12 protein-coding genes are annotated in these 13,726 nt (G+C 72.5%); 9 read left to right on the top strand and 3 right to left on the bottom strand.

The window, feature by feature from the left end; translation table 11 throughout:
* Positions 1–216, top strand: coding sequence for a ferredoxin (locus ACW4TU_RS11375; RefSeq protein ID WP_457427188.1), 216 nt, complete (start codon positions 1–3; stop codon positions 214–216).
* A gap of 19 nt (positions 217–235) precedes the next feature.
* On the opposite strand, the gene ACW4TU_RS11370 is transcribed toward ACW4TU_RS11375, so the two are convergent.
* The 3 genes from ACW4TU_RS11370 to ACW4TU_RS11360 are packed head-to-tail and all read right to left on the bottom strand — an operon-like array spanning position 236 to position 2,231.
* Entirely contained in the window at positions 236–1,159 is a 924-nt protein-coding gene (locus tag ACW4TU_RS11370) for an aminoglycoside phosphotransferase family protein (RefSeq protein WP_457427186.1), read from the bottom strand.
* A gap of 41 nt (positions 1,160–1,200) precedes the next feature.
* Positions 1,201–1,689 carry a ferritin-like domain-containing protein gene (locus ACW4TU_RS11365; protein ID WP_457427184.1) on the bottom strand — a complete coding sequence of 163 codons (489 nt, stop codon included), beginning with the start codon at positions 1,687–1,689 and terminating at the stop codon, positions 1,201–1,203.
* Complete coding sequence (locus ACW4TU_RS11360; protein ID WP_457427182.1) at positions 1,686–2,231, bottom strand: hypothetical protein; 546 nt, start codon at positions 2,229–2,231, stop codon at positions 1,686–1,688. Before ACW4TU_RS11360 ends, ACW4TU_RS11365 begins: the two co-directional genes overlap by 4 nt.
* A 215-nt stretch (positions 2,232–2,446) precedes the next feature.
* Here ACW4TU_RS11360 and rimP point away from each other — a divergent pair, with 215 nt between their 5' ends.
* From rimP to ACW4TU_RS11320, 8 genes are all read left to right on the top strand, one after another.
* Positions 2,447–2,995 carry a ribosome maturation factor RimP gene (rimP, locus tag ACW4TU_RS11355; protein WP_457427180.1) on the top strand — a complete coding sequence of 183 codons (549 nt, stop codon included), beginning with the start codon at positions 2,447–2,449 and terminating at the stop codon, positions 2,993–2,995.
* Between the two features lie 2 nt (positions 2,996–2,997).
* On the top strand, positions 2,998–4,032 hold the full coding sequence (gene nusA, locus ACW4TU_RS11350) for a transcription termination factor NusA (RefSeq protein WP_457427178.1): 1,035 nt from the start codon (positions 2,998–3,000) through the stop codon (positions 4,030–4,032).
* Positions 4,033–4,133: 101 nt separating this feature from the next.
* On the top strand, positions 4,134–4,412 hold the full coding sequence (locus ACW4TU_RS11345; RefSeq protein ID WP_457427176.1) for a YlxR family protein: 279 nt from the start codon (positions 4,134–4,136) through the stop codon (positions 4,410–4,412).
* Positions 4,413–4,559: 147 nt separating this feature from the next.
* Complete coding sequence (gene infB, locus ACW4TU_RS11340) at positions 4,560–7,751, top strand: translation initiation factor IF-2 (RefSeq protein ID WP_457427174.1); 3,192 nt, start codon at positions 4,560–4,562, stop codon at positions 7,749–7,751.
* A gap of 263 nt (positions 7,752–8,014) precedes the next feature.
* The gene (locus ACW4TU_RS11335) at positions 8,015–8,308 is read left to right on the top strand and encodes a DUF503 domain-containing protein (RefSeq protein ID WP_457427172.1); all 294 of its coding nucleotides are present in this window, start codon (positions 8,015–8,017) and stop codon (positions 8,306–8,308) included.
* Between the two features lie 70 nt (positions 8,309–8,378).
* Complete coding sequence (rbfA, locus tag ACW4TU_RS11330) at positions 8,379–8,840, top strand: 30S ribosome-binding factor RbfA (protein WP_457427170.1); 462 nt, start codon at positions 8,379–8,381, stop codon at positions 8,838–8,840.
* Entirely contained in the window at positions 8,837–9,745 is a 909-nt protein-coding gene (gene truB / locus ACW4TU_RS11325; protein ID WP_457427168.1) for a tRNA pseudouridine(55) synthase TruB, read from the top strand. Before rbfA ends, truB begins: the two co-directional genes overlap by 4 nt.
* A 263-nt stretch (positions 9,746–10,008) precedes the next feature.
* On the top strand, positions 10,009–13,686 hold the full coding sequence (locus ACW4TU_RS11320) for a trypsin-like peptidase domain-containing protein (RefSeq protein WP_457427166.1): 3,678 nt from the start codon (positions 10,009–10,011) through the stop codon (positions 13,684–13,686).
* The last annotated feature ends 40 nt before the right edge of the window (positions 13,687–13,726 follow it).

Raw genomic sequence — 13,726 nt, 5'->3', positions numbered from 1 at the left:
ATGCCCCAGAGCCACGAGCCGGCAACGATCGACATCGACTGGACGTCCTGCAAGGGTCACGGCCTGTGCGCGGAACTCCTGCCGGAGCACATCACCTTGGACGAATGGGGCTACCCACTCGTAGACGGCTCCCCGATCCCCGCCCGCACAGTGAAACGAGCCCGCAGAGCGGCGACCGACTGTCCCGTCCTGGCCCTCGAACTCACGGTTGGGTGACCTGCCCAGTCGCACATCCTCAGAGCCACCCAGCGAACTCCAGCAACAACTCCGCGTCCTTGGGCCGCCCCACGCGAAGTGCCCGCACGCCGGACTCCACCGCCCGAAACAGCGTCCAGCCCCGCAACCGCTCCTGATCCACATCCAACGACTCGGCCAGCCGCTTCACCCGCCGCCGGGTGATCGCCGCCCCCGACGACGACGCGATCAGATCCTCCACCCGGTCCCGAACCAGCCGCGCCAAATCGAACGCGCACTCACCGACCACCGGATCCGGCCCCACCGCCAGCCACGGCACCCGCTCCGCGGCCAGCACCTTGCTCTGCCGGAACGTACCGTGCAGCAACCGGGCCTCGGGCGGCGCGACCAGCAACTCCTCACGCGCGGCGAGCGCCGCCTCGACCAGCGGCGCCACCTCGGCATCCGCGCCCGCGCTCGCCGACATCGCCTCGGCCTGCCGCCCGGTCCGCGAGGCCACCGTCTCGAACACCGGGTCCGAGCCGGCGGGCGGCTCGACCCACAGCCGCCGCAGCGTCCCCGCCGCCTCCAGCAGGGCCTTCGCCTCGGGCAGCGACCGCACCGACACATCCGGATGCAGCCGCTCGAGCAACAGCACACCCTCGCCGCCGGAGCCTGCCGAGCCGGTGGACGGCTCCAGCAACTGCACCGCACCCGCCCCGCCCCAGTGCGCCAGCGCCACCCGCTCACTCTCCGGCCGGGCCCGGCGCGGCGCGAGCTTCAGGACGGCGGGCGTACCGTCAGCCCGCCGCACCAGGACCACCAGGCTGCTGCGACCGCCCGGAACCTGCACCCGCTCCACGGTCAACACGCGTAGATCCACGGCCTGTTGAGCCGCCACGGGCAGTCGCGCCAGCCAGTCGTCACCGTCCGGTGCCGTCTCGCCGAGCGCCCTCACCAGACGGGGCGGCGGTGCGAAAGCCATGCGCGAGTCGTTTCCTTCCGGTACGCGGGATGCGGTACGGGCTACGCCGTGGGTGTCGCCGACGCCATGGGCGGTGCCGACGTGGAGCCGGACCGCTCGGCGAGACCAGGGAAGGGTACGCTCCCGCCCCGCCAGCGCACCGCGCGCACCGCGGCCTCCCGCAGCCCCTCGGCGCCCGTCCGGCGCCGCTCGCCCCCGGCTGCCCGGACCAGGTCGGAATACACCCCGGCGACCCGCTCCTCCAGCTCGGCCGCGAGACGGACGGCGGCGTCCGAGTCCGACACGGGGAACGGCAGGGCGTACCCGGCCGCCGCCGCCACCGGCGTGCCCCCGAGGGCCCGCACCGCGCGCGCCAGCTCGTCGCGCCGGGCCCGATGGGCGTCGTACGCGGCCCGCGCCTCGCTCCGGCGGGCCTCGCCGATGAGCCCGCCGACGACTCCGTACCCGTACACCGCCGCGTGTTCGGCGCCCAGGGCGGCCTGGAGGGCGGTCAGCTCGGCGGTGTCCTTCTCGGCCGCTGTACCGGTCACTTCGCGCCCTCCGTCAGCAGATACACGTGTCCGGCCCCGGCAGCCGCCACCGAGGCCAGCAGCCGCGCCAGTTCGCCCGGCACCTCGAGGAGCGCCTTCGTGCGCCGGTCCACGAGGGTCCGCTCGGCGGCGGCGAGCCCGGCCAGGGCGTCCCGCTCGGTCATCGGCGCCGCGGAAGCCGAAGGCGACGCGGATGCCGAGGTGGGAGTAGACGTAGGAGTGGGTGTCGGTGTCGGCTCGCCGCCTCCGAACGACTCCGCGTGCCGTACGACCTCCGCCCGCAGCCCCGACAGCCGGTCCGCCAGCACCGGAAACGCGGCGATCGCTGTGTCGTACTGCCGTACGAGCCCCGTGCTGTCGCGTGCCGCACGTGCGCGCGTGCGTTCGGCGGCGGACGGGCTGCCGGCGCTCGTGGCCGTCGTGTCGGGCTCGGCGGTGCAGCCCACGAGGAGGGCGGCGCCCGCGGCCGAGGCGAGCAGGGTCCTTCGGCGCGGACCCGGGGGGGCTCCCAGCGGGGTGCGCGACGGTGGGGGGAACGGCACGGCAGACGTCCTCGGAGGGCTCGTACGAACGGGACACCAGGGAAGGGCAGCACGCCCGTGATCACCGTACCCGCGCCCCGGCCCACCGCCCGCCACCGGCGCTGCCGGGCAGTGGGCGCCGTCCCGGTGGACGGCAACACCCCCTGGGACCGGATACCCTTTGACCTGACACGCGACCTACCCACAACAGCACACGCGGCCGAGGAGTCACCCGGATGAGCACCACCCAGAGCGAGAGGCTTCGAGAGCTCCTGGAGCCGCTCGTCAGCTCGCAGGGTCTCGATCTCGAGGAGATCGCAGTGGAGGCCGTCGGGCGCAAGAGAGTGCTGCGGGTCGTCGTCGATTCCGACGACGGCGCCGATCTGGACGCGATCGCCGATGTGAGCCGCGTGCTCTCGGCGAAGCTCGACGAGACGGACGCGATGGGCGCGGGGGAGTACACCCTGGAGGTCGGCACCCCCGGCGCCGAGCGCGAACTCACCGAGCACCGGCACTACGTCCGTGCCGTCGAGCGGCTGGTGAGGTTCCACCTGGTCGAGGGCGGCGGGGAAGTGGTCGCCAGAATCCTGACCGTGGACGACGCGGGCATGGACCTCGAAGTACCGGGCGTGAAGGGCCGAAAGGCCACCGCCCGCCGGCTCGCCTTCGCCGACATCGACAAGGCCCGCGTCCAGGTCGAGTTCAACCGCAGAGACAAGCAGGACAAGCAAGGCGATCCGGATCAAACGGACGAGCAGGACATGACGGAAGAGGAGGAGGCGTAGCCGTGGACATCGACATGAGTGCCCTGCGGGGCTTGGTGCGGGAGAAGGAGATCTCCTTCGACCTGCTGGTCGGGGCGATCGAGGCGGCCCTCCTCATCGCCTACCACCGCACCGAGGGAAGCCGCCGCCACGCGCGCGTGAAGCTCGACGGGGAGACCGGTCATGTGACCGTGTGGGCGAAGGAGGACCCCCAGGAGCTGGAGGAGGGGCAGGAGGCACGCGAGTTCGACGACACTCCGTCGGACTTCGGCCGGATCGCCGCCACCACCGCCAAGCAGGTCATCCTGCAGCGCCTGCGGGACGCCCAGGACGACGCGACGCTCGGCGAGTACGCGGGCCGCGAGGGCGACATCGTCACCGGTGTCGTCCAGCAGGGCCGCGACCCGAAGAACGTGCTCGTGGACATCGGCAAGCTGGAGGCCATCCTGCCGGTGCAGGAGCAGGTCCCCGGGGAGAACTACCAGCACGGGCTGCGGCTGCGTTCGTACGTCGTACGTGTGGCGAAGGGCGTGCGCGGTCCGTCCGTCACCCTCTCGCGCACGCACCCCAACCTGGTGAAGAAGCTCTTCGCGCTGGAGGTGCCCGAGATCGCCGACGGTTCCGTCGAGATCGCGGCCATCGCGCGTGAGGCCGGTCACCGCACGAAGATCGCCGTGCGGTCGACGCGCAGCGGCCTGAACGCCAAGGGGGCCTGCATCGGCCCCATGGGCAGCCGGGTGCGCAGCGTCATGGCCGAGCTGAACGGCGAGAAGATCGACATCGTCGACTGGTCGGACGACCCGGCCGACATGGTGGCGAACGCGCTGTCGCCGGCCCGGGTCAACAAGGTGGAGGTCGTCGACCTCGCCGCTCGTTCCGCGCGCGTGACGGTCCCCGACTACCAGCTGTCGCTGGCGATCGGCAAGGAGGGCCAGAACGCCCGGCTCGCGGCCCGGCTGACCGGCTGGCGGATCGACATCCGCCCGGACACCGAGCAGCCGTCCGAGGAGTCGTCCGAACGGCCGTCCGAGAGGCCCGCCCGCCAGCCCCGGGACTAGCGGGGGAACAGATCCAAGCCGCAGGTGGCTTAGATCACGACAACAGCCGTTCGATTCTTGCCCCGAAGGGGTGAGGTCGCTGCGGGGAGGTAGACTGAGGAGTGTCTGGCCGGACGCGTGCCCGCCTATGCCCTGAACGCACCTGTGTGGGGTGTCGGGAGCGAGCGGCCAAGAAGGATCTGCTGCGCATCGTGGCGGTCGAGGGTGAATGCGTCCCCGATCATCGCGGTACGCTGCCCGGCCGGGGTGCGTACATGCATCCCGCCCTGGTCTGCCTCGACCTGGCGGTCCGCCGCCGGGCATTCCCACGGGCACTGCGTGTCCAGGGAGCGCTCGACGTGGTGGCGTTGCGCCGGTACGTCGAGCAGGAAACACCGTAAAACGTGTCGCGCGGAACCCCGTGCGGCTCTGGTACCCCCGCGAGTTGGAAGTAGGTCGAGATTGCGATGAGCACTCGATGAGCACGCGATGAGTACGCCCATGAAGTAGCGACGGTCCGGCCGCAACCCGGACCTAAAAGGAGCGAAGTGGCTAAGGTCCGGGTATACGAACTCGCCAAGGAGTTCGGGGTGGAGAGCAAGGCCGTCATGGCCAAGCTCCAGGAACTCGGTGAATTCGTCCGATCGGCATCCTCGACGATCGAGGCGCCAGTAGTACGCAAGTTGACAGACGCCTTCCAGGGCGGGAGCAGCGCCAAGCCCGGCGCCCCGCGCAAGGCTGCCCCCAAGCCCGGCGCGCCCTCCCCGGCGCAGTCGGCCCGTCCGGCTGCCCCGCGGCCGCCGGCTCCCAAGCCCGCCGTGGCCGAGAGCCCCGCGGCTCCCGTCGCGCCGAGCGCGCCGAGTGCCCCGGTTACTCCGGTCGTCCCGGCCGCGCAGGGCTCACGTCCGACGCCGGGTCCCAAGCCCGCGCCGAAGCCGGTCGTCGCCGCGCCGGCCGCGCCGGAGTTCACCGCTCCGCCGTCGGCCCCGGTCGCTCCGGCCGCCGCACAGGCTCCGCGTCCCAGCACCGGTGCCCGTCCCGGTGCCCCGCGTCCCAACGCCCGTCCCTCGGGTCCCGGCCAGGACACCCGTCCCTCGGGTCCCGGCCAGGACCGCGGTCAGGGTCAGGACCGCGGCCAGGGCCGTGGTGAACGTCCGGGCGCCGCGCGTCCGGGTGGCCAGGGCGCGCCGCGTCCCGGCGGTGCCCGTCCGGCTGGTCCGCGTCCGGGCAACAACCCCTTCACGTCCGGTGGTTCCACCGGGATGGCGCGTCCGCAGACGCCCCGTCCGGGCGGTGCCCCGCGTCCCGGTGGCCAGGGTGGCCCCGGTGCTCCCGGCGGCGCTCCGCGTCCGCAGGGCGCCGGCGGTGGCCAGGGTGCTCCCCGTCCGCAGGGTGCGGGCGGCGGTCGTCCGAGTCCGGGCGGCATGCCCCGTCCGCAGGGTGGTCCCGGTGGCGCTCCGCGTCCCGGCGGCGGCCCCGGCGGCAACCGTCCCAACCCCGGCATGATGCCGCAGCGTCCCGCTGCGGGCAGCCCGCGTCCCGGCGGTGGCCCCGGTGGCCGCGGTCCCGGTGCCGGCGGCGGTCGTCCCGGTGGTCCCGGCGCCGGTGGCGGCGGTCGTCCCGGTGGCGGCGGTGGCGGCTTCACCGGCCGTCCGGCCGGTCCCGGTGGCGGTGGCGGCGGCTTCGCCGGTCGTCCCGGTGGTCCCGGTGGCGGTGGCGGCGGCTTCGCCGGCCGTCCGGGTGGTCCCGGTGGTGGCGGTGGCGGTCGTCCCGGCTTCGGTGGTCGTCCCGGTGGTCCCGGTGCCCGTGGCGGCACGCAGGGCGCCTTCGGCCGTCCCGGTGGTCCCGCGCGTCGTGGTCGCAAGTCGAAGCGGCAGAGGCGCCAGGAGTACGAGGCCATGCAGGCCCCGTCGGTCGGCGGCGTCATGCTGCCGCGCGGCAACGGACAGTCCGTCCGCCTGTCGCGTGGTGCTTCCCTGACCGACTTCGCCGAGAAGATCGGCGCCAACCCGGCGTCGCTCGTCGGCGTGATGATGAACCTCGGCGAGATGGTCACCGCCACGCAGTCCGTCTCCGACGAGACGCTGAGGCTCCTCGCGGACGAGATGAACTTCGTCCTCGAGATCGTCAGCCCCGAGGAGGAGGACCGCGAGCTGCTCGAGTCCTTCGACATCGAGTTCGGCGAGGACGAGGGCGACGAGGAGGACCTGGTGGTCCGCCCGCCGGTCGTGACCGTCATGGGTCACGTCGACCACGGTAAGACCCGTCTCCTCGACACCATCCGCAAGACGAACGTCGTCGCGGGCGAGGCCGGTGGCATCACCCAGCACATCGGTGCCTACCAGGTCGCGACCGTCGTCAACGAAGAAGAGCGTCGCATCACCTTCATCGACACCCCGGGTCACGAGGCGTTCACCGCCATGCGTGCCCGTGGTGCCAAGTCGACCGACATCGCGATCCTCGTGGTGGCGGCCAACGACGGTGTGATGCCCCAGACGATCGAGGCGCTGAACCACGCCAAGGCGGCCGGTGTGCCGATCGTGGTCGCGGTCAACAAGATCGACGTCGAGGGCGCCGACCCGACCAAGGTGCGCGGTCAGCTCACCGAGTTCGGTCTGGTGGCCGAGGAGTACGGCGGCGACACGATGTTCGTCGACATCTCCGCCAAGCAGGGCCTCAACATCGAGGCTCTCCTGGAGGCCGTGGTCCTCACCGCGGACGCCTCGCTCGACCTGCGGGCCAACCCGGAGCAGGACGCGCAGGGTATTGCGATCGAGTCCCACCTGGACAAGGGCCGCGGCGCCGTCGCGACCGTCCTGGTCCAGCGAGGCACCCTGCGGGTCGGCGACACCATGGTGGTCGGCGACGCGTACGGCCGTGTCCGCGCCATGCTCGACGACAAGGGCGAGAACGTGGAAGAGGCGGGTCCCTCGACCCCGGTCCTCGTCCTCGGTCTCACCAACGTCCCGGGCGCCGGCGACAACTTCCTGGTCGTCGACGAGGACCGCACGGCGCGTCAGATCGCCGAGAAGCGGGCGGCGCGCGAGCGCAACGCCAACTTCGCCCGCAGGGGTGTCCGGTTCTCCCTGGAGAACCTGGACGAGGCCCTCAAGGCCGGTCTGGTGCAGGAACTCAACCTCATCATCAAGGGCGACGCGTCCGGTTCGGTGGAGGCTCTCGAGTCCTCGCTGCTCCAGCTCGACGTCGGCGAAGAGGTCGACATCCGCGTCCTGCACCGCGGTGTGGGTGCCGTCACCGAGTCGGACATCGACCTGGCGACCGGCTCCGACGCCATCGTCATCGGCTTCAACGTCCGCGCTGCGGGCCGCGCGGCGCAGATGGCGGAGCGCGAAGGCGTGGACGTCCGGTACTACTCGGTGATCTACCAGGCCATCGAGGAGATCGAGGCAGCCCTCAAGGGCATGCTCAAGCCGGAGTACGAAGAGGTCGAGCTCGGTACGGCGGAGATCCGCGAGGTCTTCCGCTCGTCCAAGCTGGGCAACATCGCCGGTGTGCTGGTCCGCTCCGGCGAGGTCAAGCGCAACACCAAGGCGCGGTTGCTGCGCGATGGCAAGGTCATCGCGGAGAGCCTCAACATCTCCGGTCTGCGTCGCTTCAAGGACGACGTCACCGAGATCCGCGAAGGCTTCGAGGGTGGTATCAACCTCGGAAACTTCAACGACATCAAGGTCGACGACGTCATCGCGACCTACGAGATGCGCGAGAAGCCGCGCGGCTGAGCAAGTTGTGCGTGATCAGGCTGGCCGGCGGGGAGATCTCCCCGCCGGCCAGCCTGGCCTTTGCTGGGGGCTGCCGCCCCCAGACCCCGCTTCGGCCCTGAAGGGGCCTCGTCCTCAAGCCGGACGGGCTGAACATGGGTGCGGCGGGGGCGACAACAATCCCGTCGAGCCACCGCCCGGTTCCCTGTACCGTTCCTGATGTCCCCGCCCGCACCGTCGGCGGGGCCGTCTATCCCGCACCGGCGGGTCATCCGGATACACACATGTACGTGGGGACTCTGTCCTTCGACCTCCTGCTCGGCGACGTACGCTCGCTGAAGGAGAAGCGCTCCGTCATCCGCCCGATCGTCGCCGAACTCCAGCGCAAGTACGCGGTGAGCGCGGCCGAGGTCGAACACCTGGACTTGCACCGCAGAGCCGGCATCGGCCTGGCGGTGGTGGCCGGGGACGTGGGGCACATCACCGAGGTGCTGGACCAGTGCGAGCGACTTGTCGCCGGTCGCCCCGAGGTGGAACTGCTGTCCGTACGACGGCGCCTCCACGGCGACGACGACTGACGCCAGACGAACGATCTGCAAGAACGCGGAACCGCAGAAACGCAGAACAGAAAGAACGGGAGACGGACCAGTGGCCGACAACGCGCGGGCGAAGAGGTTGGCTGACCTCATCCGAGAGGTGGTGGCCAAGAAGCTGCAGCGTGGGATCAAGGACCCGCGGCTCGGCACCCACGTCACCATCACGGACACCCGGGTCACCGGGGACCTCCGGGAGGCGACCGTCTTCTACACGGTCTACGGGGACGACGAGGACCGGGCAGCCGCTGCCGCCGGCCTGGAGAGTGCCAAGGGCGTCCTGCGCTCCGCCGTCGGCCAGGCCGCGGGCGTGAAGTTCACGCCGACCCTGACCTTCATCGCGGACGCGCTCCCGGACACCTCCAAGAAGATCGAGGACCTCCTCGACAAGGCGCGTGCCTCCGACGCACAGGTTCGCCAGGCGTCCGCGGGCGCCGCGTTCGCCGGTGACGCGGACCCGTACAAGAAGCCTGACGACGAGGACGACACCGCAGGGACGGACGACACCGCCGAATGACGCAGAAGAAGACCACGACGCCCGACGGGCTTGTCATTGTCGACAAGCCGTCGGGCTTCACTTCGCACGACGTGGTCGCCAAGATGCGCGGGATCGCCAAGACCCGCCGCGTCGGACACGCCGGCACCCTCGACCCCATGGCCACGGGCGTGCTCGTCCTCGGGGTGGAGAGGGCGACCAAGCTCCTCGGCCACCTCGCGCTGACCGAGAAGGAGTACCTGGGCACCGTCCGCCTCGGACAGAACACGCTCACCGACGACGCCGAGGGGGACATCATCTCCTCCACCGACGCCTCCGGGATCACCCGTGAGGCCGTCGACGCCGGCGTCGCCAAGCTGACCGGCCGGATCATGCAGGTGCCGTCCAAGGTCAGCGCCATCAAGATCAACGGCGTGCGCTCCTACAAACGGGCCCGTGAGGGCGAGGAGTTCGAGATCCCGGCCCGCCCGGTCACCGTCTCCTCCTTCGCGGTGTACGACGTCCGGGAAGCGGTCGCGGCCGACGGCACCCCCGTACTCGACCTGGTCGTGTCGGTGGTGTGCTCCTCCGGTACGTACATCCGCGCGCTGGCCCGGGACCTGGGCGCCGACCTCGGGGTCGGCGGTCACCTCACCGCGCTGCGCCGGACGCGGGTCGGCCCGTACAAGCTGGACGGGGCCCGGACGCTCGACCAGTTGCAGCAGGAGCTGACGGTGATGCCGGTCGCCGAGGCGGCCACCGCCGCGTTCCCGCGCTGGGACGTGGACGAGCGGCGGGCGCGGCTGCTGACGAACGGCGTACGGCTGGAGATGCCCGAGCAGTACACGGGTGCGGGCGCCGTGGCCGTCTTCGACCCCGCCGGGCAGTTCCTCGCCCTGGTGGAGGAGGAGAAGGGCAAGGCGAAGAGCCTCGCCGTCTTCGTCTGAGGTGTCGATGAAGTTCGGGGCCGTGGAGCGGCGATCACGGGGACACGTTCCCGCCGCTCCACGGTTCCCCCTCGGTTCCCCCACCCAGAGGTGTATCCATCCCTCACCCTTCATTCACCCGTCCGGGCAGGCGCTCGGAGTGAACCGAGGGGGCGGAAGGGGGCGCGTTCGTCGCAGGCTCTGTCCCGCTGATCATCGAATGCCTACCGTCGTCAGTAGACGCGTGCGTACGTAGGCTCGCGTGTTCGGCGGGGAGGTCGACGATGGCGGGACGGGGCCCGCGTACCGGGGGCGGCCGTCGGCCGACGGCCGGTGCGCGTGAGACACGCGACGGCGAAGCCGCCGACGGGGCTGTCGAGGAGTCCCTCGTGAAGGTGTGCGACCTGGCCGGACGCACTCGCGGCACAGGTTTCGTGGCCGACCACCACGGCACGCTGATCACCAGCCACGAGGCGGTCGACGGTCTGGCCCGGCTGGTCCTGCACGGCGCCGCCGACCGGACGTGCGTGGTGTCCACGGCCGATGCCGTGACCCCGCTTCCGGCCCTCGGTCTGGCCCTCGTGCGCACCGAAGGCCTGGGCGCGGACCCACTTCCCGTCTCCGTACGGGACCGCGTCGAGACCGGAACGTATGTACGGATCGCGGCGGGCGGCTGGCGCGAGGCGCGGGTGCTCGGCACGACCGATGTCACGTACACGGCCACGGACCGCTTCCATCTCCTCCCCGACGCCCTTGAGCTGGCGATCGGCACAGCGGGCAGCGACGCGCTGCGACTGGGCGGCGGTGCGGCCGGGGGACCGGTGCTCGACCGTACGACGGGAGCGGTACTGGGGGTGCTGGGCACCGCCCTGCTGCCGCAGCCCACGGGCGAGTCGGCGGAACCGGCCGGACACCGCGCGGCCGGGTTCGCACTCCCGTTGCGCGACCGGCAGGCGGACGGGCTCGGCCCCCTCGCCGATCTCCTCGCCCGCAACGCGGCGACGGTGCCCGCGTACGGCGCCGACCTCAATCTCGCGGGCGTCCTGGAGCTGACGGCCACCTCGGTGGGCTCGGACGGACCGCCGGGCGCGCTGACGGGCTTCATGGGCCGAACCTCGGGGAGCCGTGACGCGGGCGCGGTCGAGCCGGTCGAACGGGCGGAACTGGCAAGGGAGTTGAAGGCGTTCACCGCCGTACGAGAGACCCCGTCCGTCGTCCTCGGCCTGGTCGGGGCCCCGGGCAGCGGCCGTACGACGGAACTCGCGGCACTCGCCGCCCGCCGCCACCGGGACCCGGAACCGGCTCCCACTCTGTGGCTGCGCGGCGCCGACCTGTGCGACGAGGACACCTCGGTGGCGGACGCGGCCCGCCGCGCGCTGGACCGGGCAGGCCGGATCGTGGCCGCGTCGGGCACGTACGGCGCGGACCTGGGCGACATCACCCCGGAACGCCTGGCCCGCCTCGCCCACAAGACCGGCCGCCCCCTCCTGCTCCTCCTCGACGGCCCCGAGGAAATGCCCCCACTCCTGGCCCACCGAGCCCCCGAATGGACGAGGGCAACGCAGGAGTGGCTCCATGAATCAAACGCCCGACTGGTGATGGCCTGTCGCCCGGAGTACTGGGAACAGACGGGCACTCCACCATCAGCCCGTCCGGCGCCTTCAGCCCGTCCGGCGTTTGAGGACGAGCGCGTGCAGCGCAAAGGGGGGTCCGGGGGCACAGCCCCCAGGGACGGGACGGGTAGGGGCGGCGGGGGCGAAACAACACACCCCCCGCACCACCTCCACCTCACCGACCTCACCGAAGCCGAAGCCCACCAGGCCCACACCCGCTACGCCATCCCCCCGACCGCCCTCACCCCCGAAGACGCCCGCCACCCCCTCACCCTCCGCCTCCTCTCGGAGGTCCGCGCAGCTCTCCCCACCCTCCCCGACACCCCCACCACCCCCCGCCTCGACCGCCACGACGTCTTCACCGCCTACCTCGACCTGATGTGCCTCCGCATCGCCGTCCGCCTCGCCGCCGAGAACGGCCTGCGCGGCACCCCCGTACGCCGCCTCGCCGCCAAGGTCTCCGGCCAGATCCACGAGGCCGCCCGCCGCAGCCTGGGCCCCGGACAGGGCGAGCTGGACCGAGCGTCCTTCGAGTCCGTGTTTCCCTGGGGCCCCGCACCGGCCCGCCTGGGCGGCGGCACGGGCTGGGCCTCCGCCGTCCTCACCGAGGGCCTCCTCGTCCCCGCCGGCACCGGCTACCGCTTCGCCCACGAGGAACTCGCCGACTGGATCCAGGGCACGCACCTGGACCTCGACGAGGCGCTGCACGCCCTGGTCCACCGGCGCCGCCCGGAGAGCGGCAAGGACACGGCCCCCGTCCCCGTACCGCACCATCGCATCGGGCCCGTCGTCCAGTCGCTGCTGCTCCTCGCCCGACAGCGCGGAACCCCCGAACTGGCGCACCGCCTCCGGGAGTTGGTGCAGGCCCTTGACTCCGGGCCCACTCCCCGCGCATCGACCTCCACCTGGTGGGCGACCCACCTCCTCACCGAAGTGCTCCGCCACGTCCCCGACGCGACCCCGTACACCCACGTCCTGCGCCTCCTCGCCGACCACATCGTGGCCCGCCGCGGACGGAACCGGACGGTGCCACCGGAGTGGGGTCCCTCCTTCTGGACCGCCCTCCGCCTTCCCGAGGTCGCCCGCTTCGACCTGCTCCGCCGACTCGTCGTCGGCGACGAACCTCCGGCCGGGTCCGACCAGCCCCGCTACCTGGACGCCGTGGCCCAGCTGCTCGCCGCCGACCCCACCGCCGTACAGCCGCTCCTCGCCCGCTGGTTCGACGACGACCGTCCGCTGCCCGCGACACCGGACGCGACCGTGGCGACCGCCGCCCAGGCACTGCTCCACACCCACCGCCACCAGGCCCTGGACGACCTGATCGAAGCGCTCGTCGACAGCGCGCACCGGCGCGGGGACGAACTCCTCGCCGTCCTCGCCGAGGAGGAGCCGTCCGCCGTCTGCCGGGCCGTGCACCGGTGGGCGCACGACGAGCGGCCGGCCCGGCGGGTCGCGGCGGCGGCGTACGGGCCGCGGGCCGCATCCCACGCGCGCACGGAGGCCGACCGCGACCTCCTGTGCCACGCGGCCCTCGCCCTGCTCGCGCGCCCCGCCGACCGCGCCCTGCACGGCGGCGCGCTCGCGCTCCTCGTCCGGGATCCACGCACCCGCGCCCGCCATCTCCCGCAGGCGCTGCGGCACTTCGCGGCCGGCGACCCGCAACTGCCATCGAACGCCCTGGTCGCCGCCCTGGCGACCCACCCGGAACAGGTCCTCGACGCGTTCCGGGCCAGGCTGCTCGGGCCGGAGGCGGGCGACGCCCTGCGCACCCTCGCCGACGTCACGACCCCGGCCCTGGCCCGCCGGGTCGCCGCCCTCGTACGGGACGTGGTGGAGCGGCACCCGGAGACCGCCGGGCACCTGGCCGCGTACGTGGACCGGCGCCTGGACCACGGCCCCACCGTCCGGCCCGTACTCCTCCCGCTGGTCACCGGCCTCCTCGACGGCGGCCAGGCACCGGTGCGCGTGGCCCTCGCGACCGTGCTGGCCGCGCCCGGGGCCCCCGTCTCCCACGCCCTCCGCCATGAACTCCTCGAAGCCCTCCTGGCCCGGGAGTACGACCCCACCGTCCTGGACGCGCTGCTCCGCGCCACCGCGGAGGGCGCGGTCCGCCACGGCGAGCCGCGTACCCGTGGCCTCGTGCACCGCTGCGGGCTGCTCCTCGTACGCACTCCGGACGGTGCGACGCGGTTCGACTGTGTCCTGGTCGAGTTGGCCAGGCGGGTGCCCGGATTCGCGGTGCTGGTGGCGGGCTGGCTGGCCGACACTCCCGGGGAGTGGGCCGTCGTGGTCGGCCCCAGCACCCGCCGCATGATCGAGAACCTCACGGGGGTACGGGTCCCCGCATAGGCCGTGTTCCGGGGCGGCGGTCGACAACCGGCCACGTGCG

The organism is Streptomyces kryoterrae (genome assembly GCF_054072135.1).
Note: the sequence above shows the minus strand (reverse complement) of the source record. Positions and strands in the feature narration are given on the sequence as shown.